This is a genomic window from Inquilinus sp. CA228 (assembly GCF_052078665.1).
Taxonomy (GTDB): Bacteria; Pseudomonadota; Alphaproteobacteria; order DSM-16000; family Inquilinaceae; genus Inquilinus.
The window spans coordinates 18406-41455 of sequence record NZ_JBQJIK010000019.1 but is presented as its reverse complement, the minus strand read 5'-3'; the positions used below and the strand labels follow the sequence as shown (position 1 = coordinate 41455).

Here is a 23050-nt window from a genome sequence, read left to right as displayed (position 1 = left end):
TTCGCCGCGACAGGGCTTGTCGTGCGCTGTGCGTCTTGTCGGACCGTAGCCCATAAGCTACAATACGCCATGCGCTCGATCGTCGAGACCGTTGAATTCTCCCGCTGGATCGACGCCCTCGAAGATCGCCGCGCTGTCGCTCGCATCGCCGTCCGGATCGATCGCTTGGCCGCCGGGCATGCCGGCGACGCCAAACCCGTCGGCGACGGCGTCAGCGAACTGCGGATCGACTATGGCCCAGGCTACCGGGTCTATTTCACCCAGCGGGGTAATGTGACGGTGATCCTGCTGTGCGGCGGCGACAAGAGCACACAGGCGAAGGACATCGCGCGGGCCAAGGCCCTGGCCAAGGAGCAACCGGAATGACCGCGACCCGCCCCTATGATTCCGCCCGCTATCTCGACACCCCGGAGGCCCAGGCGGAGTATCTGACTGCCGCCTTCGAGACCGGGGATCCTGGCTTCATCGCCGAGGCGATCGGCACCGTCGCTCGTGCCCGGGGCATGACCCAGATCGCCAAGGACGCCGGCCTTTCTCGCGAAAGCCTCTATCGCGCGCTCAGCAGCGGCGGAAATCCCGAGCTCGGCACCGTCATGCGGGTGCTGCAGGCAATGGGCCTGCGCCTGTCGGCAACGCCGGCGGACAAGACCGAAGCGGCCTGATGATCACGACAACGGCCGGACACCCGTCAGGGCGCCCGGCCGTCGATGCGTTGGCTCAGGAAGCGCTAGCCGCGCCTGACCAGGCCGGCCACGAGCATGATCACGAAGATCACGATCGCGACCCAGAACAGCAGCTTGGCGCCGGCCATCGCCGTGCCGGCGACGCCGCCGAAGCCGAGCAGGGCCGCGACCAGCGCGACGATCAGGAAGACCACGGCCCAGTGGAGCAGACTGCCGAACATGTCGGGCACCTCGTTCTTGTGAGCCGGCCGGCCGGTGGCGCCGGCACGGACGATCATTCCCAAGAACAGGGCCTGCCGCACGGCAGTTCCCGCTTCGCTGCGCCGGCCCCCGCCCCGGGGCCGCGTCAGCTGGTGGTGATGTATTCGCGCAGGCTCTCGGCCTCGCTCTCGATCTCGTCGAGCCGCGCCTTCACCACGTCGCCGATGCTGATCATGCCGCAGATCAGCCCCTGACCGTCCACCACCGGCAGGTGGCGGAAGCGGCGCTGGGTCATCATCCCCATCAGCTCGGACACCGTATCGTCGAGGCCGCAGGTGATGACGGTGCGGACCATGATGGTCGAGACCGGCTCGTCCAGCAGCGCCGGCCCCCGATCGGCCAGGCGGTGGACGACGTCGCGCTCGGACAGGATGCCGTCGATGTGGCGGCCGTCGCCGCTGACCAGGACGGCGCCGATGCGCTTGTCGCGCAGCAGCGTCACCACCTCGGCCAGCCGGAGGTCCGGCGCGACATGGATGACGGTATTCCCCTTCACATTCAGAATGCGGGCAACGTTCATGGCGATTCCCCGATTGTTCTGGTTTTAGGGGAAAGCATAACACGCCTGCGCCGGACCGCGACTCGGCAGTTTCCCGGCTTGTCCTAAAGGCCGGGCCGGTCCTTCGCCATCGCCAGCAGCGGGCCGCAGTCGTCGTCCAGCGGATGGAACCCCGCCCCTTCCAGGCAGCGGACGGCGCGGTGGTTCAAGCGGGCTGGCCGGGCCAGGATGCGCAAGGCCCGCCCGCCCTTCAGCAGCCGGTCGGTGTAGGCGCCGAGGAAAGCGGTGCCGAGGCCCTTGCCGACATAGCTGGGCTCGCCGATGAACAGGTCGATGCCGAAGCTGCCGGGCTCGGCGTCGCCGCCGGGCGCCGCCACGGCCGCGTCATAGGCCTGCAGATAGCCGATCTGCCGGCCCTGCCAGGCGACCAGCATCGGCTCGGCCCAATCCGACGCCATCAGCCGGCGGATCTCGCGGATCCCGGTGTCCGGATCGCCCCACCAGGCGCGGACATGCGGCATGGCGAGCCACAGGCGCAGGCGCGGCAGGTCGGCGGGGCGGAGCGGCGTGAAGGTGAACATCCGCGCCAGTCTAGCCGGGTTTCCCGGCCGCCCGACAGTGCCGGAGCGAGGCCGTCAGCTGCGCCGGCGCAGATGCGGGGTCAGCTTCCACTCCACCCCCCGGATGCCCTGCGCCACCACGAAGTTCATGGCGAGGTAGAGGATGCCGGCGGCCGTGAACACCTCGAACGGCGCGAAGGTGCGCGAGTTGATCTGCTTGGCGATGCCGGTGATCTCCATGATGGTGATGATCGAGGCCAGGGAGCTGGCCTTCACCATCAGGATGATCTCGTTGCCATAGGCCGGCAGCGCCTGGCGCACGGCGATCGGCACGGTGATCCGCCGGAACACCAGCGCCCGCGACATGCCACAGGCGCGCGCCGCCTCGATCTGGCCGAAGGGCACCGCCTGCAGGCCGCCGCGGATGATCTCGCTGGTGTAGGCCGCGGTGTTCATGGCGAAGGCGATCACGGCGCAGGGGAAGGCCTCGCGCAGCGGCCAGTTCCAGACGCCGAGCGCCTCCCACAGCGGGCGGAACTGGCCGAGGCCGAAATAGATCAGGAAGATCTGCACCAGCAGCGGCGTGCCGCGGAACACGAAGACGTAGCCGCGGGAGATGCGCGACAGGACGCCGCTGCCGGACGCCCGCATCAGCGCCAGCACCATCGCCATGACGACGCCGAGGGCGAGCGCCGGCACGATCAGCTGGATCGTCACCAGGGCGCCACCGAGCAGCCGGCCGAAGGTGTCGAGGATCAGGTCGAGATCCATGGTCAGCCCGCCCGCCGCACGCCGCGGTCGTAATGCGCCTCGGCCTTGCGGAACAGCTTGGTCGAGAAGGTGGTGATGACCAGGAACAGCACCGCCGCGGTGATGAAGAACGGGAACGGCTCGCGCGTCGACCGCGCCGCCACCTGGCTGATGCGCATCAGCTCGGTCACCCCGACGACGGAGACCAGCGCCGTGTCCTTCAGGATCAGCTGCCAGATGTTGCCCAGGCCAGGCAGCGCCAAGCGGATGGTCTGCGGCAGGATGATGCGGCGGAACACCATGAAGCCGTGCATGCCGAAGGCCCGGCCGGCCTCGATCTGGCCATGCGGGATGACCTGGATGGCGCCGCGCAGCACCTCGGTCGCATAGGCGCCGGAGATCAGCCCGACGGCGAAGACGCCGATCGCGAATTCGTTCAGCCGGAACGGCTCGGTGATGCCGAACGCGCCGAGGATGGCGTTGATCGCCCGCTCGTTGCCGAAGAACAGGAGATAGATGATCAGCAGCTCCGGCACGCCGCGGATGACGGTGGTGTAGATCTCCATCAGCCCGCGCAGCACGAAGCCGCCCCAGACCTTGAGGCAGGCGGCGATCAGCCCGACCGCGAGCCCGAAGATGTAGCTGGCGGTGGAGAGCAGCACGGTCATCACCGCGGCCCGGACGAACTCGTCCCCCCAGCCCTGGTCGCCCCAGGAGAAGAGCTGCGCCCAGTGGAGCAGTGAATCGATCAGTCCCTGCATGCCTTGCCGCTGCCTGAATGGGACGGGCGGCGGTCAGTCCGCCGCCCGAAGGTGCTTAGTTGCCGGGAGCCAGCGGGTCGTAGCCGAACCACTGCACCGACAGCTTGGCCAGCGACCCGTCGGCCTTCATCGAGTCGATGGCCTTGTCGAGCTTGGCCTTGAGCTCCTTGTCCTCCTGGCGCAGGCCGATGCCCACGCCCTGGCCGAACAGCGGGTTGTCCTTGCCGGTCAGGCCCGGCCCGAAATGGGCGAAGCCCTTGCCGGCGTCGCTCTTCAGGAAGGAATCCCAGGAGATGCTGTCGCCCAGCCCGCCGTCGATGCGGCCGTTGACCAGGTCGAAATTGAGCTCGTCGACGGTGTCGTAGAGCTTGATCTCGGAGTCCTTGAACTCGGCCTCGAGGAAGTTCTGGTGGGTGGTCGAGCGCTGCACGCCGATGGTCTTGCCCTTCAGCGCCGCCTTCACGTCGGCCAAGGTCTTGGTGTCCTTCAGCAGCCCGTCCTTGGCGCCGACGAACCAGGCCGGGGTGTCGGTGTAGGGCACCGAGAAGGCGATCTGCTTCAGGCGCTCCTCGGTGATCGACATGCCGTCCATGATGCCGTCATAGCGCTTGTTCATGAGCGCCGGGATCATGCCGTCCCAGTCCTGCTGCATGACCTCGCAGGTCATGTTGATGCGCTTGCACAGCTCGGTCACCAGGTCGACCTCGTAGCCGACGATCTTGCCGCTGGAATCGGTGTTGTTGAAGGGCGGGTAGGCGCCTTCCATGCCGACGCGGAACGTCTCCGCCGACGCCGTGCCGGCGGCCAGCGCCAGCGCCGCCGCCCCGACCAGGGACACCCAGATCTTGGTCATGATCTTTTCCGTTCTGGGACCCCCGGGGTCCCGGTTGGGGGCCGGGCGCCGGCACCGCATCCGCCGACGCCCGTTCTCCGCTGACTTGACCGCGATTACTTGACCGACGTGTCGAAGCCGAACCACTGCACCGACAGCTTGGCCAGCGTGCCGTCGGCATTCACCTCGTCCAGCGCCTTGTCCAGCTTCGCCTTCAGCGCCGTGTCCTCCTGGCGCAGGCCGATGCCGACGCCGAGGCCGAAGATCGGGTCGTCCTTGCCGGTCAGGCCCGGGCCGAAATGGTCGTAGCCCTTGCCCGCGTCGCTGGCCAGGAAGTCCTTCCAGCCGAGGCTGTCGGCCAGGCCGGCGTCGATGCGGCCGTTCTGCAGGTCGAGGTTGAGATCGTCCTGGGTGTCGTAGAGCCGCGCGTCGACGCCCGGCACCTTGGCCTCGAGGAAGTTCTGGTGGATGGTCGAGCGCTGCACGCCGACCGACTTGCCCTTGAGCGCGGCCTTGACGTCGTCCAGCGTCTTGGCGTCCTTCAGCACGCCGTCCTTGGCCCCGACGAACCAGGCCGGGGTGGTGCTGTAGGGCTTGGAGAAGGCGATCTGCTTCATCCGCTCTTCGGTGACCGACATGCCGGCCATGATCGCGTCGTAGCGCTTGTTCATGAGCGCCGGGATCATGCCGTCCCAATCCTGCTGGACGATCTCGCATTTCATCTGGGTGCGCTCGCACAGCGCATTGGCGAGGTCGATCTCGAAGCCGACCAGCTTGCCCGAAGCATCGGTGGCATTGTACGGCGGATAGGCGCCCTCGGTGCCGACCCGCAGCGTGTCCTGGGCCGAAGCCGTGCTGGCGGCCAGCACGAGGGCCGCGGCGGCGGCCAGCGACATCCAGCTCTTCATCATGAAGTCTCCCGTTCAGAACTGGGACCTTGCAGTCCCGGGTTGGATGGACCGATTTCCGCGAAATCGCCGCGCGCGGTCAAGCATCGCAGCGAAGCGGCGCCCATCAATGTTGCGCCTTGAGGAACTGGCGGATCCGCTCCGAACGCGGATTGTCGAACACTTCGGCCGGCGTCCCCTCCTCCTCCGTCCGCCCCTGATGCAGGAAGATCACCCGGCTCGACACCTCGCGGGCGAAGCGCATCTCATGGGTGACGAGCAGCATGGTGTTGCCCTCCTCCGCCAGCTGGCGGATCACCCGCAGCACCTCGCCGACCAGCTCGGGGTCGAGGGCCGAGGTCGGCTCGTCGAACAGCATCACCTTGGGCTGCATCGCCAGCGCCCGCGCGATCGCGGCGCGCTGCTGCTGGCCGCCGGACAGGTGGCTCGGATAGTGGTCGCGCTTGTCGGCGATGCCGACCTTGGCGAGCAGCGCCTCGGCGCGCTCCACCGCCTCCTGGCGCGGCACCTTCAGCACATGCACCGGCGCCTCGATCACGTTCTCAAGCACGGTCATGTGCGACCACAGGTTGAAGCTCTGGAACACCATGCCGAGCGAGGCGCGGATGCGGTCGACCTGCTTGCTGTCCTCGGGCTCGGCCTCGCCGGAGCGCAGCTTCTTCATCCGGATCAGCTCGCCATTGACCCAGACGCGGCCGTCATTGGGGATCTCGAGCAGGTTGATGCAGCGGAGCAGCGTGCTCTTGCCCGAGCCGGAGGAGCCGATGATCGAGATGACATCGCCCTGCCGGGCCCGCAGCGATACGCCCTTCAGCACTTCGAGCTTGCCGAACCGCTTATGCATGTCCTCGACGACGATCGCCCCGTCCGAGGGCGCCGCGGCGGCAGCAACAGAGACCACGATAAATGAGCCTCACCCGAGTTCTTGTTGCAGTCGAAACAAGCATTGTTTCCCGGTGCCGGTCAACCGCGGCCCGACGCCGCGTCGCTGCAACCGCGAAGACGAAGGTCCCGGGCCGGGTTTCATCCGCATTGTTGCGGCGATCCGGCCGGTTCGGTCATCCGGCGCCGGGGGCCGGCAGCTGGGACATGCGGCCCTCGATCGCCCGGCGCTCCTGGCTGCCCTCCTGGAACTGGTCGCGCATCCGGCTCCACAGCCGCCGCGCCTCCTCCGGCTGGCCCGCCTTCTGCGCGGCGACGCCGAGGAACCACAGGGCCTGCAGATCGTTCGGATTCGACGCCAGGATGCGCCGCAGCCCGGTCTCCAGCAGCGGCGGCACCTCCTCGCCCCGGCCGGCGGTCAGCAGGGCGTCGGCATAGGCGCGCAACAAGTCGGGGTTGTCCGGCGCCAGCGCCGCGGCCCGGGCATAGGCGTCGGCGGCGGCATCGGCGTCGCCCAGCACGCCACGGGCGCGGGCCAGGCGGACCCAGCCCTCGAGATCGTCCGGCGACTGCTCCAGCCGCGCCGCCAGGCCGTCGACCATGCCGCGGATCGCCTTGGCCTGCTCGTCCGGCGGCAGCGAGGCGATGGCGGCACCTGGGCCGTTCGCCGGCGGGGCGGCCCGCGCGGCGGGTGGCTGCGGCTCCGGTGTTACGGTCTTCGGGTCGAGGCCGAGGCGCTGCGCCGCCTCGGCGAGATGCTGGCGCACCGAGGGCAGCCAGGCCGCGTCGGCCGGGGAGTCCCGCACCAGCGCCTGCCACAGATCCAGCGCCGCCCGGTCGTCGCCGGCCTGGGCGTTGCCCAGCGCCAGGAAGTAGCGGGCGCGGACATCGCCGGGCCGCAGCGTCAGCGCCTGATCGAAGGCGGCACGCGCGGTCTCGGTGACCGCGCCGCCATTGGCGCCGACCAGGGCCTCGCCGTAGCGGCCGGTCAGCTCTGCATCGGCATTGCCCAAACCGATGGCGCGGCCATAGGCGTCGGCCGCCTTGGCGCTCTCGCCAAGCTGGCTCCAGCGCTGGCCGAGCTCGATCCAGCCCTCGCGGTCCTGCGGGCTGGCGGCCAGGCGCTGCTCCAGGGACTGCGCCTCGGCCATCGCGGACTGCACCGCCATGCGCTCGCCCGGGTCACGGCTGGCGAAGGGCTGCGACTTCAGGCCGGGCGTGCCTTCGACCAGGTAGATCGCCAGCGCCGCCACCGGCAGCAGCACGGCGAGGCCCAACGCGACGCGGCGCGGCGGCACGGTGACCGAGACCGCCGGCTTCGCCTCGCCGGCCGCGGCCAGCAGGCGGCGGCCGATCTCGGCCTTCGCCGCCTCGGCCTCGGCGGCGCCGATCTCGCCGGCGGCGCGCTCGCGCTCCAGCTCCTTCATCTGGTCGCGGTAGATCGCGGCATCGGCGCCGGACGAGCCCGATGCATCAGTCGCGAAGAGGCGGCGCAGCAGCAGGGCCACGGCGCCGCCGGTCATCACCGCTGCGACCACCCAGAACAGCCAGTCGGTCACGGCGCCGATTCCTCGTCCATCAGCCGGGCCAGGCGTTTGCTTTCCTCCGGCGAGAGCGGCGGCGCCTCGGCCGGGCGCCGGCGGCGGCGCAGGATCAGCAGGGCGATGGCGGCGAACAGCAGCACCACCGGGCCGAACCACAGCGCCAGCGTGCCGGCGCGGAGCGGCGGCCGCAGCAGCACATAGTCGCCGTAGCGGGCGGTGACGAAGTCCAGCACCTGGCCGTTGCTGTCGCCGGCGGTCAGCCGCTCGCGCACGATGCGGCGCAGGTCGCGGGCCAGATCGGCATTGGAATCATCGATCGACTGGTTCTGGCAGACCAGGCAGCGCAGCTCCTGCCCCAGCTCCCGCGCCCGTGCCTCCAGCGCCGGATCGGAGAGCTGCTCCTGCGGCTCGACCGCGTAGGTGGGGGCGGCAAGGGTGAGGGTCAGCAGCAGCGCCGCGAGGATGGCACGTCCCCTCACTTCGCCAGCTCCGTCAGCAGCGGCCGGATCTCGCGGTCGACGATGTCGGGGGTCAGCGGGCCGGGGTGGCGGTAGCGGATGCGGCCGGCCTTGTCGATCACGAAGGTCTCCGGCACGCCATAGACGCCGAGGTCGATCGCGGTGCGGCCCTCGGCATCGGCGCCGATCCGGCGATACGGGTCGCCGTTGCGCTTCAGCCAGGCCAGCACGTCCTCCGGCTTGTCCTTGTAGTTGATGGCCACGACCGGGATGCCGTCCTCGCGGCCGAGCTTGGTGATCACCGGATGCTCGGCCAGACAGGGCACGCACCAGCTGGCGAAGACGTTCAGCAGCATCGGCTGACTGCCGAAATCGGCATTGGCGAGCCCGTCCGACCGGCCCGGCAGCGCCGCCAGGTCGAAGGTGGGAAGAGGCTTGTCGATCAGGGCCGACGGCAGCGCTTGCGGGTCGCTGCCGGACAGGAGCTTGGTGCCGACCCCGACGGCGAGGGCGGCGAGCAGCAGCAGCGGCAGGAGGAACAGCAATCGGCGCATGATTTCGCGATCCTCAGGCCGGCGATCCGACGGCCGGCGCCGCCGCCCGCCGCGGCGCGCCGACGCGCAGCCGGCGGTCGCTGAGCGACAGCGCGCCGCCGAAGGCCATGACCAGGGCGCCGCCCCAGATCCACGGCACCAGCGGGTGGTGATAGAGCCGCAGGCTCCAGCGGCCGTCCGCCTGCTCCTCGCCCAGGGCGACATAGACGTCGCCGGCCAGGGTGGTGTGGATCGCGACCTCGCTGGTCGGCATCCGGGCCACCGGATAGAAGCGCTTCTCGGGCGCGAGGTCGGTGACGAAGGCGCCGTCGTGCAACAGTTGCAGGTCGCCCAGGCGGGTCTCGTAATTCGGCCCCTGCCGCAGTTGCACGCCGTCGAAGACGACCTCATAGCCGGCGGAGAGGTCGAGGCGGTCGCCGGGCTTGGCCAGCACCAGCTTCTCGGTCGACCAGTAGCTGGTGGCGATCATGCCGAGAAGGGCAATGCCGAGCCCGGCATGGGCGAGGGCGGCGCCCCAGGCGCTGCGCGGCAAGCCGACGGCGCGGGACAGGCTGTCGCGCAGCGGGATCCGGAACAGCCGCACCCGCTCCGCGATCTCGGTGGCGGCGCCGAGCACCACCCAGGCGCCGAAGGCGATGCCGAGCAGCGCCAGCACCGGCCCGCCGCCCTGCAGCCACAGCGCGGCCAGGGTGACGATCACGGTCCCGGCGGCAGCGAATTTCAGCCGGCCGAGCACGCCCGGCAGGTCGCCGCGCTTCCAGGCCATCAGCGGTGCGATCACCATGACCACCACCACCGGCGTCATCAGCGGCACGAAGGTGAGCTGGTAGAACGGCTTGCCGACCGAGACCGTCTTGTCGAGCAGCGGGTACAGCGTGCCGATGAACACCGTCACCGTGGCGGTGCAGATCAGCAGGTTGTTCAGCACCAGCGCCCCTTCCCGGCTGATCGGGGCGAAGACGCCGCCCAGCTTCAGCCGCGGCGCGCGGATGGCGTAGAGGGTGAAGGCGCCGCCGACGGTGAGCGCCAGCAGCAGCAGGATGAAGACGCCGCGCTCCGGGTCGACCGCGAAGGCGTGCACCGAGGTGATGATGCCGGAGCGCACCAGGAAGGTGCCGACCAGGCTGAGCCCGAAGGTGAGGATGGCGAGCAGGACGGTCCAGCTCTTCAGCGCGTCGCGCTTCTCGACCACCAGAGCGGAGTGCAAGAGCGCGGTGCCGGCCAGCCAGGGCATCAGCGAGGCGTTCTCGACCGGGTCCCAGAACCACCAGCCGCCCCAGCCGAGCTCGTAATAGGCCCAGTAGGAGCCGAGGGCGATGCCGACGGTCAGGAACGACCAGGCGGCCAGGGTCCAGGGCCGCACCCAGCGCGCCCAGGCGGGGTCGACCCGGCCCTCGAGCAGCGCCGCGACGGCGAAGGAGAAGGCCATCGAGAAGCCGACGTAGCCGAGATAGAGGAAGGGCGGGTGGAAGGCGAGGCCGGGGTCCTGCAGCAGCGGGTTCATGTCCTGGCCGTCGATCGGCGCCGGGTCGAGCCGCAGGAACGGGTTCGAGGTCAGGATGATGAAGGCCAGGAAGCCGACCCCGATCATGCCCTGCACCGCCAGCACCCGGGCCTTCAGCGTCGCCGGCAGGTTGCCGCCGAACAGCGCCACCGCGGCGCCGAACAGGGCCAGGATGAGGACCCAGAGCAGCATCGAGCCCTCATGGTTCCCCCAGACGCCGGTGACCTTGTAGAGCATCGGCTTGACGGAGAGGCTGTTGTTCGCGACCAGCGCCACCGAGAAATCGGAGACGACATAGGCCCAGGTCAGCGCCGCGAAGGCGATGCCGATGGCGGCCAGCTGCAGCGTCGCCGCCGGCTCGGCGATCGCCATCATCCCGGGATGGCGGCGGGCGGCGCCCCACAGCGGCAGGGTCGACTGCACCAGGGCGAGCAGCAGCGCCAGGACCAGGGCGTAGTGGCCGAGCTCGGGGATCATTGCGCGGCCACCGTGCCGGTCGGGAGGGCGGGCTTGCCGGAGCCGCCGGGCGCGCCCGGATGGCCGGCGTCGCGCAGGGCCTTGGCGACTTCGGGCGGCATGTATTTCTCGTCGTGCTTGGCCAGCAGCTCGTCGGCGACGAAGGTGCCGTCGGCCCCGACCCGGCCATGCGCCACCACGCCCTGCCCTTCGCGGAACAGGTCGGGGACGATGCCGCCGTAGCGCACCGGCACGTCATAGGCGGTGTCGGTCACGGTGAAGGTGATGGTCTGCCCGTCGGGCAGGCGCCGCAGCGAGCCGTCGACCACCAGGCCGCCGAGGCGGAAGCGCTGCCCTTCCGCCACCTTGCCGTCATGCAGCTCGGAAGGGCTGTAGAAGAACAGCAGGTTGTCCTGGAACGCGGTCAGGGCCAGGGCCGAGGCGGTGCAAAGGCCGAGGGCGGCGAGGCCCAGCAGCATCAGCCGGCGGCGCTTGCGGGTCATGCCCGCCGCCTCCGCCCGTTCAGCTGCTCCAGCGCCTCCAGGCTGCGCCGGCTGCTGCGCCGCCGCGCCAGGGTGGCGACGGTCAGCCCGACCAGCACCACCAAAGCGGCGCCATAGGCGGTCCAGACATAGAGGGCGTAGCCGCCCATCGCGAAGAACTCGGTCATCCGATCGGCTGCTCCAGCCCTGGCGCCTCGCCGCCCCCTCCACCACGATTGGCGGCGGCCATGGCAGTGGCCAGGCGCAGGGCGCGGATCCGGCGCTCGGCAATCTCGGTCTCGGTGCGCAGCAGCACCAGCCAGGCGAACAGCGCGGTGAAGGCGACCGCCATCAGCAGCAGCGGCACCAGCATCGACGAGTCCAGGGTGGAGCCGCCCAGCTTCATCACCGAGGCGGGCTGGTGCAGCGTGTTCCACCAGTCGACCGAGAACTTGATGATCGGCAGGTTGACGGCGCCGACCAGGGTCAGCACCGCGCCGGCCTTGAGGCCGCGCTGCGGGTCGTCGAAGGCCGAGACCAGCACGATGTAGCCGAGATAGATGAAGAACAGGATCAGCACGCTGGTCAGCCGCGCGTCCCAGACCCACCAGGTGCCCCACATCGGCTGGCCCCAGAGCGAGCCGGACAGCAGGCACAGCGCGGTGAAGCCGGCGCCGAGCGGCGCCGCGGCCTTGGTGTAGAGCTCCGCCACCGGGTGCTTCCACACCAGGCCGACGGCCGAGGCCACGGCCATGGTGGTGTAGACCATCATCGCCATCCAGGCCGAGGGCACGTGGATGTACATGATCCGCACCGTCTCGCCCTGCTGGTAGTCCGGCGGCGAATCGAACAAGGCGAGCCACAGCCCGGCGCCCAGCGTCAGCAGGGCGATGCCGAGGGCCCAGGGCCGCAGGGCGGTGCTCAGGCGCAGGAAGCGGGCCGGGTTGGCGAAGCGATGCATGGCGTGGCGTGGCGGTCGTTGGGTCCTACGATAGACAAAGCTGGGTCGAATGTCGGCCGGCTCAATTGCCGCGCCCCGCGGCAGGAGCGCCGGCTTGGATCAGGTCGCGCAGCTCCGGATGGAAGGCGCCGTAGTCGCAGGTCAGCTCCTCCCCCGCCGCGATGTCGCGCCGGGCGACGCAGACCTCGCCCACCGTCTCCAGCGTCGGGTCGTCGCTGTGGTTCATGAAGCGGGCATCGTCGAGGTTGAGCGACAGCCCGCCCGGCAGCTCCGGCGCCGGATAGGCATAGCGCTCGAGGAAGTCGCGCGCAGTCTCGGGCAGCGCGGCGACCTCGGCGTCCGGGATGAAGGCGTCGAACACCGGGTGCCAGCGCCAGACCTCGGTGCCGGCGGCGATCGGTTCGGCGGCGTGCAGGCCCAGTCCTTCGATCCGGCTGGGCCCGACGGTGGTGGGGACGAGAAGCATCGGCCGGGTTCCTTTTCCCACAGCATTACGCGAGGCCGGCCTCCGCGTCACCCCGGACGAAGGATCGACGGCGATATGACGTCATGCGGCAAGGGATGAGTATGGCCGATTGGCCGTCGCCCTCACCCAGCAGTCTCGTCCAGCGGCGGCCACTGCTGGGCCGCGTGTAGCACCCGAAGAACGAACACCGCGCGGCTATCCTCGGAGTAGACCACCACGTAGTTCTTCCGGACCACCATCTCCCTGGTCCCGGCAACGCGACCGCGGCGGTAGAGCTGCGGATGCATCGGCAGCTTCGCCACCTTGGCTTCGACGACGTCCTTCAGGCGTTGAGCAGCGTCCGGATTGTCGTCGGAGATGTAGTCGACGATCGCCAGCAGATCGGCGCGGGCAGCCTCCCGCCACTCAAGAACGGGCACGGCGCTTCCGGTCGATCAGCGCCTGGGCCTCGTCCATGACCTGCTGGTGCGGCACCGCCGGACGCGAGTCTGCCAGCGCCTCATGCACCTTCGCCCGGAACCAGGCGTCGTAGGCGTCGGGATCGGCGGTCAGGCCGGCCGGCAAGGCCCCCTCCTTGACGACACGGGTGAGAAGGATCCGCACGGCATCCGAGACCGTCAGGCCGAAGCCGGCGAGCGTCTCCGTGGCGGCAGCCTTGAGATCGTCGTCCACGCGGACATGCAGCATCGAGGTGTGGGCGGCCATCGGCGTCCTCCTGATTGGCGTCATATTGTATCTCGGTTGAGATACAATCAAGGCCGAGTTGGATCGGCCTAAGACTGCGCCTGGCGCAGCGCCGCCGCGGCGGCGATCGGCGCCAGGGGCAAGGCGGCGGCGAGGCAACCACCGAGCAGCAGCAGATGCGGCCGCGCGGTCAGACCGGTCGCCACCGCCTCCACCGCCGCGGCGCCGAAGATCAGCACCGGGACGAAGAGCGGCAGGATCAGGAGCGCCAGCAGAGCCCCGCCGCGGCGGGCGCCGAGGGTCAGGGCCGACCCGACCGCGCCGATCAGGCTGAGGCAGGGCGTGCCGAGCAGCAGCGACAGCGCCAGCACCGGCCAGGCCCCGGCCTGCAGCCCCAGCATCGCCGCCATCAGCGGCGACAGCAGGATCAACGGCAGGCCGGTCAGCAGCCAATGCGCCAGCGCCTTGGCCAGCACCACGGCCTCCAGCGGCAGCGGCGACAGCATCAGCAGGTCGAGCGACCCGTCCTCGTAGTCCTGGGCGAACAGGCGGTCGAGCGCCAGCAGCGTCGCCAGCAGCGCCGCGACCCAGACCACCCCGGCGGCGATCCGGCCGAGCAGCGCCAGCTCCGGCCCCACCCCGAGCGGGAACAGCACCACGGTGATGACGAAGAAGGCCAGAACGGCGGCGACGTCGCCGCCCGAGCGCAGGGCCAGGCGCAGGTCGCGCGACAGCAAGGCGAGGAAGGCGCTCACAGCGCCAGGTCCTCCGCCGCGTAATCCTGCAGCGCCAGGCCGCGGGCATCGCCGAGCGCCAGCGGCACATGCGTCGCCAGCATCACCAGCCCACCGGCGGCGCGATGCCGGGCGATCCGCCCCTCCAGCCGCGCCACCGAGGCGGCGTCGAGGCCGAGGGTCGGCTCGTCCAGCAGCCACAAAGCGGCGCGGCCGAGCTCCAGCCGCGCCAGGGCCAGGCGGCGGCGCTGGCCGGCGGAGAGGTAGCGGCCCGGCAGGTCGTCCAGCCCTTCGAGCCCGACCGCGGCGATGGCGGCGTCGACCGCCCCCTCCCCCGCCGCAATGCCGGCCATGGCGGCCCAAACGCGCAGCGCCTCGCGCACGGTCAGCGCCGGCTTCACCGCATCCTGGTGGCCGAGATAGGCGATCGAGCCGGGGGCGCCGGTCCAGTCGAGCCGCCCGGCGAAGGCCGGCACCAGCCCGGCCACCAGCCGCAGCAGGCTGGACTTGCCGCTGCCGTTCGGCCCGGTCAGCACCAGCACCTCGCCGCAGTCGAGCCGGAAGGACAGCCCGGCGAAGACCAGCCGCCCGCCGCGCAGGCAGGCCAGGCCGTCGGCAGTCAGACTCGGCTCGGGCATGGGCGGGGCGGTCATCCCCCCGCCAATAGCAGCCGGACGGCCCCAAACGGAAGGGGCAGGACCGCGGACGGCCCTGCCCCCTCGTGCCGCGCCGCCCCCCGACGGCATGGCGTCCCCCCGCAACGGATCAGTAATGCGGGTTGTTGGCGTTCGAGTTGCCGATGATGTCGAAGCGCTGGCTGGCACCGCCGGTGCAGTTGCGGATCTGCAGCCGGGTGCCGTTGGTGTTGTCGACCACGTCGGCGCAGCGGCCGTTCATGCCGATCAGGCGACCGTCCGGCTGCAGCTGCCACTTCTCGCTGGAGCCGCCGTCGCAGTCCCAGATGTGGAGCTTGTCGCCGTTGTTGCCGTTGCCGCCGTCGATGTCGAAGCAGTATTCGGCGTTGCCGACCGAGCGCAGCTGAGTCTCGTCGCTGGTGATCCATTGCTGCGGCACCGCGCCGGTGCAGCTGCGCTGGTTGAGGTCCGAGCCGTTGGCGTAGAGGCCGCTCTGGATCTCGACGCAATAGCCGCTGGAGGCGCTGCGCAGGCTGAAGCCGGTCCAGACCGAGCGGCGGACGCCGTTGACCGGCAGCTTTCCGGACCAAGTGTCGAGGCCCTCGCGGCTGATCATCGAGGAGCCCCAGCCGACCGCCAGATACATCTGCTGGAAGGCGTCGAACTGGTTCTCGTTGCTGGACCAGAGGTTGACGATCTGGCCGTTCTGCTGGGCGGTCAGCGTGTCCTTGTACCAGTACTGCACCGCCTCGTGGTTGCCGCAGACCACCCACTTGTTGGTGTTCGCGTCGTCGAAATCGTTGGCGTTGCCGTTCCAGTAGAAGTCGTTCGGCTCATGCGCCTCGGGGCAGACGAAGATCTGCGCCGCGCTGCCGAACTGGTTCACATACTCTTCCTGGGTGTCGTTCTTGTCGCCGATGGGGCCGCCCATCATCAGCACCAGCACCTTGCCGCGCAGCGCATCCACCGTCGGCCAGCCGGCGCGGTAGACGCCTTCGCGCAGCGAGGCGTAGCCGGTGAAGGCCCGCAGGGTCTCCGGCTTGTAGACCTTGGCCCCGAACTCGTTCGCGACCAGCGTGTTCAGCGCCGACATGTAGCTGGCGTCCCAGCCCCACAGGCCCAGGCTGGGCTTGAGGTCGAACTGCACCGTGATCGGCAGGTGGCCGGGATGCGCGTCGCTCCACGCCTTGATGTCGCGCAGGCAATCCTGCAGCAGGCCGCCGGCGCCGGCCTTGCAATTGTTGTCGGTGCTCGAATCGCCGGGATCGTGCTTCACCGGAAATCCGGTCTCGTCATAGATGTCGATCTCGACCACCTGGTTGCCGCGGTCCAGCACGTCGGTCAGCTTGGCGAAATGCGCCTTCTCATAGGTGTTGTGCGGCCGCGACCAGTAGGCCGCGTTGTAGGCGGTGGTCCCGGCCAGCGGCTGGCCCGCCGGCACGTCGGCCGACGCCCCGGCCGACAGCAGCAGGGCGGCCGCCACGATCGCCCCGGACAGAAGACCTCGTCCCATCGATTCCCCCTTCGTCAAAGCCCGGTTCCGGACCGGTGTGACGGCGATGCTAGGCGGCTTCCAAGACGGCCGCGTGACGATTTGAACACGTGTTCATGACGATCGAACAGAGCAAGCGCCCAGACGGAAAGGGCAGGGTCAACACGACCCTGCCCCCGAGCGCCGCGCCGGAAGGAGACGGAAACGGCGCGGCACCATCCCTCAGTAATACGGGTTGTTGGCGTTCACGCTGCTGCGGAGCCGGAAGCGCTGGCTGGCGCCGCCGGTGCAGTTGCGGATCTGCAGCCGCCGGCCAAGGGCGGTGTCCACCACATCGGCACAACGGCCGTTCATGCCGACCAGTCGACCATCGGGCTGCAACTGCCATTTCTCGCTGGAGCCGCCGTCGCAGTCCCAGATGTGCAGCTGGTCACCGTTGTTGCCGTCACCGCCGTTGATATCGAAGCAGTACTTGTCGTTGCCGACGGCCCGCAGCTGGGTCTCGTCGCTGTAGCGCCACTGCTGGCGCACCGCGTCCGAGCAGTTGAACTGGTTGAGGTCGGAGCCGTTGCCGTAGGAACCGCCCTGGACCTCGACGCAGTAGCCGGTCAGCTCGCTGGCGAGGACGAAACCGGTCGGGACCGATCGGCGGACGCCGTTGACCGGCAGCTTGCCGCCCCAGGTCTCCAGCGTCTCGCGGCTGATCATCGAGGCGCCCCAGCCGGCCGCCAGGTACATCTGGGAGTAGCCGTCGAACTGCGACGTGTTGCTGGACCACAGGTTGACCAACTGGCCGTTCTGCTGCGCGGTCAGGGTGTTCTTGTACCAGTACTTGTCGTTCTGCTGATTGCCGCAGACGACCCATTTGTTGGTGTTCGGATCGTCGAAATCGTTGGCGTTGCCGTTCCAATAGTAGTCGTGCGGATCATGCGATTCCGGACAGACGAAGATGTGGGCGCCGGCGCCGAACTGGTTGACGTACTCTTCCTGGGTGTCGTTCTTGTCGCCGAGCGGCCCGCCCATCATCAGTACGATGACGCGGCCGCGCAGGGCATCGATGGTGGGCCAGCCGGCGCGGTAGACGCCCTCGCGCAGCGAGGCGTAGCCGGTGAAGGCCCGCAGCGCCTCCGGCTGGTAGACCTTGGCCCCGAGTTGCTGGGCGACCGTGGAGTCGAGAGCGGCCTTGGACGCCGCATCCCAGCCCCAGAACCCGAGATCGCCGGGCTTGAGATCGAGCTGGACCGTGATCGGCAGGTGGCCGGGATGCGCGTCGCTCCAGGCCCGGATGTCGGTCAGGCAGTCCCGCAGCCAGCCGCCGGCACCGCCCCGGCAGTTGTTCTGGCTGATCGAATCGCCAGGGTTGTGCTTCACCGGCAGGCCGGAATCGCCATAGATGTCGAGCTCGACCACCTGGTTGCCGCGGTCCAGCACATCGGTCAGCCGGGCGAAATGCGTCCGGTCATAGGTGTTGTGCGGCCGCGACCAGTAGGCGGCGTTGTAGCGCGTCGTGCCGGACACCGCCTGGCCGTTCGGCACCGCAGGCAGCGGCGCCGGCGGGGTGATGATCATCCCCGGCGGCCGGGGATTCGGATTCAAGCCCGGGCCGATCGGAATCAGGCCCTGGGCCACGGCCGGCACCATGGCCGACAGCAGCAGGGCGGCGACCGCCCCGACAATCAGACCTCCTCGTCTCATCGGATCCCCCTCCAGATGTTCGATCCGGCCGGAGCGGCCGGCACGGGAATGCTAGGGGACGTTCGGAGACGGCCGGATGACGGTTTGAACACGTGTTCATGACGATTTGGGACACGTGTTCACTGGAGGTGGGAATGAAAGGTGGGAGGGCCGCCGGATCGCGGCCCTCCCTGTCGGTCACACGACCGGGGGCTCGCTGCGGGCAGCCTCGGCGGCCGTCGGAGCGGCGGCGTACCAGTCGATCCGGCGGGTCACATACATCACCCCGCTGAGCGCCAGGAACAGGCCGAGCGAGCCGAGCAGCAGGGCCAGGTCCTCGAGTTGCATCAGGGCGTAGAGGGCGCCGTACAGGATCGCCAGCAGCGCGCCCAGCACCAGGCTGCGCTTCCAGGTGCCGAGCACCGGCCGGCAGTACAGCACGATCTGCGCCACCACCGCGGCGGCGCCCAGGCCATAGGCCGTGGCGAAGCCGATCTGCTCGGCGAAGGACAGCAGCAGCAGGTAGAACAGGCACAGCGACAGCCCGACCAGCCCGTATTGGAAGACGTGGATGCGCAGCCGAGCCACCGCCTCGAACAGGAAGAACAGGGTGAAGGTGAAGACGATGAACAGCATGCCGTATTTGGCCGAGCGCTCGGTCTGCTGATAGGCGTTGATCGGCTGGAAGAAGCGCACGCCGAAGGCGGAGCCGGACACCGCGGAGAGGTAGTCCCCCTCCCCACCGACCCAGGCCTGGGGATAGCCGCGGCCGAAATAGGACAGCTCCCACGCCGCGGTGAAGCCCTGCGGGCCGATGCTGGAGCGCACCGGCAGGAAGGCGCCGTCGAAGCTGGGGTCCGGCCAGTTCGAGCTGGCGGTCACCCGGGTGGAGCGGCCGAGCGGCAGGAAGTCGAGGCGCTGGCTGCCGTTCAGCCGCAGCGTGGTGGCGAAGGGGATGGCCGACTGCGCCGAAGCCGCCGACAGCTCCGGCAGGCGCAGGGTCATGCCGGCGCCGAAGCGCTGGCCCAGCTCGCCCGGCGCGCCGGGCTGGAACGGCAGGTCGCGCCCGCCCCAGCGCAGCGACACGCCCTCGCGGATGCTGCGCGGGTCGGCCACACCGACATAGAGGTAGGCCGAAGACCAGTCGATCGTCGCCTGCGGCCCGGCCAGGGACGCGGCATCGCCGATCAGGAACTGCCCGGACAGGGCGAGGTCGACGGTGTAGACCACGGCCTCGAACAGGCCGCGCCTGCGCGTCTCCGGCGCCGCCGTGGCCTCGACCTCGTAGCGGTCGGGCAGGATGAGGAGCTGGCGTTCCAGCGGCGGCAGCGGCGTGCCGTCGGCGCGCGGGTCGGACGGCACCCGGAACGGCACCACCAGGATCGGCCCGATGACGCGCTGCGGCCCGCCCCAGCTGCTGCCGATCTCATCCACCACCGACCGGTAGCGCTCCTCGCGCTCGCCGATCACGTCATAGACCAGGAAGACCGGCAGCAGGAAGGCGACGGTCAGGAAGACGATGGCCAGGACCTTCAGCGCCGGCGATCCGGCGCGAAGGCGGCGGGCGGGCCAGGCGGCGGCCGGCGGGACGGAGTCGATGCTCATGGCGGGCCTCGCTCATGGATGCGAAGCCCGCAGCGTCGGGGCCGCCGATGGCCGCTTCGTGGCGACGCGGCGGAAAGCTGGGGGCGCGCAGCGGCGCCCCCCGGATCTCACCTGGCCTGGACCAGCTTCCAGCCATTCCCCGACGGATCGCGGAAGCTGGCGTCCACGCCGCCGTAGCGCTCAATGGGCTCCTGGGTGAACTCCACCCCGCGGGTGAGCATCCGGTCATAGGCGGCGCGGCAGTCGTCGACGATGAGCACGAGCGGCGGCATGGCGCCCATCGCCACGATCTCGCGCAGGGCCTGGACGGTCGTCGCGTCGACCGTCGGCGACTGCGGCGAGAACAGGCCGAGCTGGAAGGAGGGCTGGTCCGGGTGCTGCACCGTGAGCCAGCGATAGTCGCCGTTCTGCGCGTCGGTCTCGACGCGGAATCCGAGCTTCTCGACATAGAACTGAAGGGCCTCGTCCTGATCGCGGACGTACAGACCAACCAACCCGACACCCTGACTCTGCCTCATGGGACCTCCGTTTCCTGGAATGCGGCCACCCTATCGTCTGCCTCCTGCCGCCGCTTCTCCGAAACTGCGATTGTGAGGTCGGGCCGGTGGGCGGCGCTGAGGAAGCAGCCCGGCACCCGGTCGCGCTGGTGCGGGGCGGCCTTCTCGCGGGCCCGGAGCTCGCCCGGGCTCTCGCCGATGATGTCGCGGAAGGTGCGACCGAAGGTGCCCAGGCTGTTCCAGCCGGTCTCGAACGCGATCTCGGTGATCGGCAGATCCGTGTCGCGGAGCAGCGCCTTGGCCCGCTCGATCCGGCGCGTCAGCAGGTAGCGATGCGGCGGGACGCCGAAGGCCTCCTTGAACGACCGCGCGAAATGGGCCTCGGAGACGCCGCTGACGCGCGCCAGCCGCGGCACGGGCCAGTCCTCATGCGAGGCAGCATCCATCCGGTCCTTCGCGCGCAGCAGGCGGCGCAGCAGCGCGGGGTCCCGGCCCCTGGTTGATCTCGACGCCGTGTCGGCCATGGTGCATTCCCCTTCCGGCGGGAAGGTGCACCATCGGGCCGCGGGATCAAACCCCTAGTAGTTCGAACGCAGCCCTGGCGTCGCCAGCTCGATGGCGTGGCCGTCGGGGTCACGGAAATACAGGCTGCGGCCGCCGCGCCGCCAATGGGTCTCGCCGGCCAGCGGGACGCCCTCGCGCTCCAGCCGGGCCCGCCAGGCCGGCAGGTCCTCCGAGGGAACGGCGAAGGCCATGTGCAGCCGCCCCTGCCCTTCATGGCCGGGGATGGTGCCCTCGTCGTCGACCATGCCGTCCGAGGTCAGGCCGTGGCGGAACAACAGCAGCGCGCCCTGGCGCCCGGCATCCAGCGCCGCCAGCCGCGACGAGCGGGACAGCAGCTCCAGGCCCAGCACCCGCTGGTAGAACTCGGCCGAGCGGTCGACGTCCTCGACATAGAGGCAGGTCTCGGCCAGCCCGTTGATCCGCGGTGTCGTGTCCATCCCTCGGCTCCTCCGTTTCGGAAGGCCAAGGTGAGGCGGCGGCCGGCGTCTGTCCAATCGCGGTTTCTCACCCGCGGATGAGCGCGACTCATGCGCTCAGTCGGGCCGTAGCTCGAACACCAGCGCCTTGGTCACCTGCACCGGGTTGAAGTTGTCGTCGGACAGCACGACCAGGCTGCGATGGCCGTTGGCGAGGTCCGGACCCCAGCCCATCGCCTCGAAATTGTCGAGGGTGACGCCGAGCGTGCCGAAATCCAGCAGCAGCGTCTTCTGCATGGCGAGCCAGCTGCCGTCGAGCAGCGAATCGAGCCCGGAGACGTCGGTGGCCAGGGTCGGGTCGGCCCGGTACAGCCGGATCGAGTTGCCGCGGCCTTGGGCGTAGGCGCGCTCCAGCACCAGCAAGGTGCCGTCGCCGGCGGGCAGGATCTCCGACACGCCGTTGTCGGCCGAGCCGCCGGGGATCGGCGCCATCGGGATCGGGTCGGTGATGTAGACATGCTCCGGCCCCGGTGCGCCGGTTTCGGCATCGAAGCTGGCGATCCGCACCGGGCTGCCCTGGGCCAGCGAGGCGATCGGCCCGTCCTGGACCAGGGCGCTTTCCATGGAGACGAACAGCGTCCGCCCGTCGGGCGCGAGCGCCAGCCCCTCGAACGCCAGATTGTCCCGCGGGCCGAGGTTCTTGTCTTCGGAGACGCGGTAGCGCTGCGGCAGGTCGAAGCCGCGCTGCCAGCGCCCGTCCGGAGCGGCGACGCGGATCGCCGGGTCGATACCGGCCTTCACCCCGCCCTCGCTGCTCCAGTACAGCAGCCCGCTGGCGGGGTCGCGGCGGATCGCCTCCGGGTCGACGCTCTTCGGCGCGAAGCCGTTGCCGGCCGCGTCGCGCAGCGTGGTCACGCCGGTCACGGCGACGCCGCGCACCGCGCCGGAATCGTAGTCGATCGACAGCGTGTAGAACCGGGCCGGCGCCTTCTCCGACCGGTCATCGCTGAGGGCGATCCACTGCCGGGCGGCCGGATCCCAGTCCAGCCCGGACAGGCCGCCGACGATCGTGCCCTGATAGTCCATTCCCTTCGGCAGCGCCGCCTCGCCGATCAGTCGCAGCTGCCCGATCCCCTCCGCCTGCACCGGCACCGCGGCACAGGCCAGCAGCACGCCGAGCATGGCAAACCCGATCCTGCCCATATCCGTTCTCCCCCGACATTTGCGCGCCCCTGTTGACCACGGCGGTGCGACAACGGCATGACGAGCGTGTGTTGGCTTGATGACGGAGCGGCGGATGGACAACCCGGCGGCCACCCCGGCGAACGATTCCGCCGCGCTGCGGCGCAGCGACGGCTTCGTCCGCGTCGACGGGCACCGCCTGTACTGGCAGCGCCTCGATCCGCCCGGCAGCGCCGGGCGCCTCCCCATCCTTCTTCTACATGAAGGGCTGGGCTCCGTCGCGCAATGGACGCGGCGCGGCGTCGACGTCGTCGCCTGGCTGGCCGCCGCCACCGGCCATCCGGTGCTGGCGCATGACCGGCTGGGCTTCGGCCGGTCCGACCCGCTGCCGGCGCCGCGCGGCGCCGACTATCTCTACCAGGAAGGGCGCGAGGTGCTGCCGCGGGTGCTGGACGCACTCGGGATCGACCGCGCCGGGCTGGTCGGGCACAGCGACGGCGGCAGCATCGCCCTGATCTTCGCCGCGGCCCATCCCGGCCGCACCGCCTGGGCGGTGACCGAGGCGGCGCATGTCATCGTCGAGGACGAGACCCTGGCCGGCATCGCCGCCGCTCATGCCGCCTTCCACGCCCCGGACTCCAAGCTGCGCGCCGTGCTGGTTCGCTACCACGGCGACAAGACCGAATTCACCTTCGCCAACTGGGCCGAGCTGTGGCCGACCCCCGGATTCCGCAGCTTCGACATGCGCGAGGCGCTGCCCTCGATCCGCTGCCCGGTGCTGGCGCTCCAGGGGGCGGAGGACGAATACGGCACGCCGGCCCAGCTCGACGCCATAAAGGCAGGGGTTTCCGGGCCTTGCGTGACTTGGCTGGTGCCGGATTGCCGGCACGCGCCGCATTTCGAGGCCACCGATCGGGTGCTGCCGCGGATCGCCGATTTCGCAGTTGCGAACGGTTCTTAACCCGTTGCATTTGAACGGCTTGCACGGACGCGCTACATGAAGGCC

The 23050-nt window shown here is 69.9% G+C and carries 30 protein-coding genes; 3 read left to right on the top strand and 27 right to left on the bottom strand.

Translation table 11 applies throughout. The features are described from left to right. Nucleotides 1–69 precede the first annotated feature (69 nt). A complete protein-coding gene (locus ACTOWL_RS11510; protein WP_441321365.1) occupies nt 70–366 on the top strand; it encodes a type II toxin-antitoxin system RelE/ParE family toxin in 297 nt (98 codons plus the stop codon). Further along, nucleotides 363–662: an addiction module antidote protein gene (locus ACTOWL_RS11505; protein ID WP_441321364.1), complete on the top strand. Its 300-nt coding sequence runs from the start codon at nt 363–365 to the stop codon at nt 660–662. Before ACTOWL_RS11510 ends, ACTOWL_RS11505 begins: the two co-directional genes overlap by 4 nt. Before the next feature lie 65 nt (nt 663–727). Here ACTOWL_RS11505 and ACTOWL_RS11500 read toward each other — a convergent pair whose 3' ends face one another. From ACTOWL_RS11500 to ACTOWL_RS11370, 27 genes are all read right to left on the bottom strand, one after another. Then, nucleotides 728–892, bottom strand: coding sequence for a DUF1328 domain-containing protein (locus ACTOWL_RS11500; protein ID WP_218823471.1), 165 nt, complete (start codon nt 890–892; stop codon nt 728–730). A 137-nt stretch (nt 893–1029) separates the two neighbouring features. Next, nucleotides 1030–1464: a CBS domain-containing protein gene (locus ACTOWL_RS11495; protein ID WP_441321363.1), complete on the bottom strand. Its 435-nt coding sequence runs from the start codon at nt 1462–1464 to the stop codon at nt 1030–1032. An 83-nt stretch (nt 1465–1547) separates the two neighbouring features. Next, nucleotides 1548–2024 carry a GNAT family N-acetyltransferase gene (locus tag ACTOWL_RS11490; RefSeq protein WP_441321362.1) on the bottom strand — a complete coding sequence of 159 codons (477 nt, stop codon included), beginning with the start codon at nt 2022–2024 and terminating at the stop codon, nt 1548–1550. A 54-nt stretch (nt 2025–2078) separates the two neighbouring features. Beyond that, complete coding sequence (locus tag ACTOWL_RS11485) at nt 2079–2774, bottom strand: ABC transporter permease (protein ID WP_441321361.1); 696 nt, start codon at nt 2772–2774, stop codon at nt 2079–2081. Nucleotides 2775–2776: 2 nt separating this feature from the next. Continuing rightward, the gene (locus ACTOWL_RS11480) at nt 2777–3514 is read right to left on the bottom strand and encodes an ABC transporter permease (RefSeq protein ID WP_441321360.1); all 738 of its coding nucleotides are present in this window, start codon (nt 3512–3514) and stop codon (nt 2777–2779) included. A 55-nt stretch (nt 3515–3569) separates the two neighbouring features. Continuing rightward, entirely contained in the window at nt 3570–4367 is a 798-nt protein-coding gene (locus tag ACTOWL_RS11475) for a transporter substrate-binding domain-containing protein (RefSeq protein WP_441321359.1), read from the bottom strand. Nucleotides 4368–4462: 95 nt separating this feature from the next. After that, complete coding sequence (locus ACTOWL_RS11470; protein ID WP_441321358.1) at nt 4463–5257, bottom strand: transporter substrate-binding domain-containing protein; 795 nt, start codon at nt 5255–5257, stop codon at nt 4463–4465. Between the two features lie 103 nt (nt 5258–5360). Continuing rightward, complete coding sequence (locus ACTOWL_RS11465; protein ID WP_441321424.1) at nt 5361–6098, bottom strand: ABC transporter ATP-binding protein; 738 nt, start codon at nt 6096–6098, stop codon at nt 5361–5363. Between the two features lie 214 nt (nt 6099–6312). After that, nucleotides 6313–7695 (bottom strand): c-type cytochrome biogenesis protein CcmI, encoded by a 1383-nt coding sequence (gene ccmI / locus ACTOWL_RS11460; RefSeq protein ID WP_441321357.1) that lies wholly within the window; start codon nt 7693–7695, stop codon nt 6313–6315. After that, nucleotides 7692–8159, bottom strand: coding sequence for a cytochrome c-type biogenesis protein (locus ACTOWL_RS11455; protein WP_441321356.1), 468 nt, complete (start codon nt 8157–8159; stop codon nt 7692–7694). Before ACTOWL_RS11455 ends, ccmI begins: the two co-directional genes overlap by 4 nt. Beyond that, nucleotides 8156–8692: a DsbE family thiol:disulfide interchange protein gene (locus ACTOWL_RS11450; protein WP_441321355.1), complete on the bottom strand. Its 537-nt coding sequence runs from the start codon at nt 8690–8692 to the stop codon at nt 8156–8158. The genes ACTOWL_RS11455 and ACTOWL_RS11450 overlap by 4 nt, the downstream gene beginning before the upstream one ends. A 13-nt stretch (nt 8693–8705) precedes the next feature. Beyond that, complete coding sequence (locus tag ACTOWL_RS11445) at nt 8706–10673, bottom strand: heme lyase CcmF/NrfE family subunit (protein WP_441321354.1); 1968 nt, start codon at nt 10671–10673, stop codon at nt 8706–8708. After that, complete coding sequence (gene ccmE, locus ACTOWL_RS11440) at nt 10670–11155, bottom strand: cytochrome c maturation protein CcmE (RefSeq protein WP_441321353.1); 486 nt, start codon at nt 11153–11155, stop codon at nt 10670–10672. Before ccmE ends, ACTOWL_RS11445 begins: the two co-directional genes overlap by 4 nt. After that, on the bottom strand, nt 11152–11322 hold the full coding sequence (ccmD, locus tag ACTOWL_RS11435; protein WP_441321352.1) for a heme exporter protein CcmD: 171 nt from the start codon (nt 11320–11322) through the stop codon (nt 11152–11154). The genes ccmE and ccmD overlap by 4 nt, the downstream gene beginning before the upstream one ends. Beyond that, complete coding sequence (locus ACTOWL_RS11430) at nt 11319–12095, bottom strand: heme ABC transporter permease (RefSeq protein WP_441321351.1); 777 nt, start codon at nt 12093–12095, stop codon at nt 11319–11321. The genes ccmD and ACTOWL_RS11430 overlap by 4 nt, the downstream gene beginning before the upstream one ends. 61 nt (nt 12096–12156) lie before the next feature. After that, nucleotides 12157–12561 (bottom strand): SET domain-containing protein, encoded by a 405-nt coding sequence (locus ACTOWL_RS11425; RefSeq protein ID WP_441321350.1) that lies wholly within the window; start codon nt 12559–12561, stop codon nt 12157–12159. A gap of 122 nt (nt 12562–12683) precedes the next feature. Then, nucleotides 12684–12980: a type II toxin-antitoxin system RelE/ParE family toxin gene (locus ACTOWL_RS11420; RefSeq protein WP_441321349.1), complete on the bottom strand. Its 297-nt coding sequence runs from the start codon at nt 12978–12980 to the stop codon at nt 12684–12686. Next, a complete protein-coding gene (locus ACTOWL_RS11415; RefSeq protein ID WP_441321348.1) occupies nt 12967–13266 on the bottom strand; it encodes a type II toxin-antitoxin system RelB/DinJ family antitoxin in 300 nt (99 codons plus the stop codon). The genes ACTOWL_RS11420 and ACTOWL_RS11415 overlap by 14 nt, the downstream gene beginning before the upstream one ends. Before the next feature lie 68 nt (nt 13267–13334). Further along, the gene (gene ccmB, locus ACTOWL_RS11410) at nt 13335–14000 is read right to left on the bottom strand and encodes a heme exporter protein CcmB (RefSeq protein ID WP_441321347.1); all 666 of its coding nucleotides are present in this window, start codon (nt 13998–14000) and stop codon (nt 13335–13337) included. After that, the gene (gene ccmA, locus ACTOWL_RS11405) at nt 13997–14632 is read right to left on the bottom strand and encodes a heme ABC exporter ATP-binding protein CcmA (RefSeq protein ID WP_441321346.1); all 636 of its coding nucleotides are present in this window, start codon (nt 14630–14632) and stop codon (nt 13997–13999) included. The genes ccmB and ccmA overlap by 4 nt, the downstream gene beginning before the upstream one ends. A gap of 112 nt (nt 14633–14744) precedes the next feature. Further along, nucleotides 14745–16127 carry a Ca2+-dependent phosphoinositide-specific phospholipase C gene (locus ACTOWL_RS11400; protein WP_441321345.1) on the bottom strand — a complete coding sequence of 461 codons (1383 nt, stop codon included), beginning with the start codon at nt 16125–16127 and terminating at the stop codon, nt 14745–14747. Nucleotides 16128–16328: 201 nt separating this feature from the next. Then, nucleotides 16329–17801: a Ca2+-dependent phosphoinositide-specific phospholipase C gene (locus tag ACTOWL_RS11395; RefSeq protein WP_441321344.1), complete on the bottom strand. Its 1473-nt coding sequence runs from the start codon at nt 17799–17801 to the stop codon at nt 16329–16331. Nucleotides 17802–17978: 177 nt separating this feature from the next. Then, the gene (gene creD, locus ACTOWL_RS11390; RefSeq protein ID WP_441321343.1) at nt 17979–19385 is read right to left on the bottom strand and encodes a cell envelope integrity protein CreD; all 1407 of its coding nucleotides are present in this window, start codon (nt 19383–19385) and stop codon (nt 17979–17981) included. A 107-nt stretch (nt 19386–19492) separates the two neighbouring features. Then, nucleotides 19493–19903, bottom strand: a complete 411-nt coding sequence (locus ACTOWL_RS11385) for a VOC family protein (RefSeq protein ID WP_441321342.1) — start codon at nt 19901–19903, stop codon at nt 19493–19495. After that, nucleotides 19900–20406 (bottom strand): helix-turn-helix transcriptional regulator, encoded by a 507-nt coding sequence (locus ACTOWL_RS11380; protein WP_441321341.1) that lies wholly within the window; start codon nt 20404–20406, stop codon nt 19900–19902. Before ACTOWL_RS11380 ends, ACTOWL_RS11385 begins: the two co-directional genes overlap by 4 nt. Nucleotides 20407–20460: 54 nt before the next feature. After that, nucleotides 20461–20883, bottom strand: a complete 423-nt coding sequence (locus ACTOWL_RS11375) for a VOC family protein (RefSeq protein WP_441321340.1) — start codon at nt 20881–20883, stop codon at nt 20461–20463. 96 nt (nt 20884–20979) lie between these two features. Then, nucleotides 20980–22065, bottom strand: a complete 1086-nt coding sequence (locus ACTOWL_RS11370; protein WP_441321339.1) for an esterase-like activity of phytase family protein — start codon at nt 22063–22065, stop codon at nt 20980–20982. 94 nt (nt 22066–22159) lie between these two features. Between ACTOWL_RS11370 and ACTOWL_RS11365 the strand changes: the two genes are divergently transcribed. After that, nucleotides 22160–23005, top strand: coding sequence for an alpha/beta fold hydrolase (locus tag ACTOWL_RS11365; RefSeq protein ID WP_441321338.1), 846 nt, complete (start codon nt 22160–22162; stop codon nt 23003–23005). Nucleotides 23006–23050 lie beyond the last annotated feature (45 nt).

Coding starts and splice junctions, on each gene's coding strand:
- ACTOWL_RS11510 (WP_441321365.1), top strand. CDS start 70: ATGCGCTCGATCGTCGAGACCGTTGAATTCTCCCGCTGGATCGACGCC.
- ACTOWL_RS11505 (WP_441321364.1), top strand. CDS start 363: ATGACCGCGACCCGCCCCTATGATTCCGCCCGCTATCTCGACACCCCG.
- ACTOWL_RS11495 (WP_441321363.1), bottom strand. CDS start 1,464: ATGAACGTTGCCCGCATTCTGAATGTGAAGGGGAATACCGTCATCCAT.
- ACTOWL_RS11490 (WP_441321362.1), bottom strand. CDS start 2,024: ATGTTCACCTTCACGCCGCTCCGCCCCGCCGACCTGCCGCGCCTGCGC.
- ACTOWL_RS11485 (WP_441321361.1), bottom strand. CDS start 2,774: ATGGATCTCGACCTGATCCTCGACACCTTCGGCCGGCTGCTCGGTGGC.
- ACTOWL_RS11480 (WP_441321360.1), bottom strand. CDS start 3,514: ATGCAGGGACTGATCGATTCACTGCTCCACTGGGCGCAGCTCTTCTCC.
- ACTOWL_RS11475 (WP_441321359.1), bottom strand. CDS start 4,367: ATGACCAAGATCTGGGTGTCCCTGGTCGGGGCGGCGGCGCTGGCGCTG.
- ACTOWL_RS11470 (WP_441321358.1), bottom strand. CDS start 5,257: ATGATGAAGAGCTGGATGTCGCTGGCCGCCGCCGCGGCCCTCGTGCTG.
- ACTOWL_RS11465 (WP_441321424.1), bottom strand. CDS start 6,098: ATGCATAAGCGGTTCGGCAAGCTCGAAGTGCTGAAGGGCGTATCGCTG.
- ACTOWL_RS11450 (WP_441321355.1), bottom strand. CDS start 8,692: ATGCGCCGATTGCTGTTCCTCCTGCCGCTGCTGCTGCTCGCCGCCCTC.
- ACTOWL_RS11445 (WP_441321354.1), bottom strand. CDS start 10,673: ATGATCCCCGAGCTCGGCCACTACGCCCTGGTCCTGGCGCTGCTGCTC.
- ccmE (WP_441321353.1), bottom strand. CDS start 11,155: ATGACCCGCAAGCGCCGCCGGCTGATGCTGCTGGGCCTCGCCGCCCTC.
- ccmD (WP_441321352.1), bottom strand. CDS start 11,322: ATGACCGAGTTCTTCGCGATGGGCGGCTACGCCCTCTATGTCTGGACC.
- ACTOWL_RS11430 (WP_441321351.1), bottom strand. CDS start 12,095: ATGCATCGCTTCGCCAACCCGGCCCGCTTCCTGCGCCTGAGCACCGCC.
- ACTOWL_RS11425 (WP_441321350.1), bottom strand. CDS start 12,561: ATGCTTCTCGTCCCCACCACCGTCGGGCCCAGCCGGATCGAAGGACTG.
- ACTOWL_RS11415 (WP_441321348.1), bottom strand. CDS start 13,266: ATGGCCGCCCACACCTCGATGCTGCATGTCCGCGTGGACGACGATCTC.
- ccmA (WP_441321346.1), bottom strand. CDS start 14,632: ATGACCGCCCCGCCCATGCCCGAGCCGAGTCTGACTGCCGACGGCCTG.
- ACTOWL_RS11400 (WP_441321345.1), bottom strand. CDS start 16,127: ATGGGACGAGGTCTTCTGTCCGGGGCGATCGTGGCGGCCGCCCTGCTG.
- ACTOWL_RS11395 (WP_441321344.1), bottom strand. CDS start 17,801: ATGAGACGAGGAGGTCTGATTGTCGGGGCGGTCGCCGCCCTGCTGCTG.
- creD (WP_441321343.1), bottom strand. CDS start 19,385: ATGAGCATCGACTCCGTCCCGCCGGCCGCCGCCTGGCCCGCCCGCCGC.
- ACTOWL_RS11385 (WP_441321342.1), bottom strand. CDS start 19,903: ATGAGGCAGAGTCAGGGTGTCGGGTTGGTTGGTCTGTACGTCCGCGAT.
- ACTOWL_RS11380 (WP_441321341.1), bottom strand. CDS start 20,406: ATGGCCGACACGGCGTCGAGATCAACCAGGGGCCGGGACCCCGCGCTG.
- ACTOWL_RS11375 (WP_441321340.1), bottom strand. CDS start 20,883: ATGGACACGACACCGCGGATCAACGGGCTGGCCGAGACCTGCCTCTAT.
- ACTOWL_RS11370 (WP_441321339.1), bottom strand. CDS start 22,065: ATGGGCAGGATCGGGTTTGCCATGCTCGGCGTGCTGCTGGCCTGTGCC.
- ACTOWL_RS11365 (WP_441321338.1), top strand. CDS start 22,160: ATGGACAACCCGGCGGCCACCCCGGCGAACGATTCCGCCGCGCTGCGG.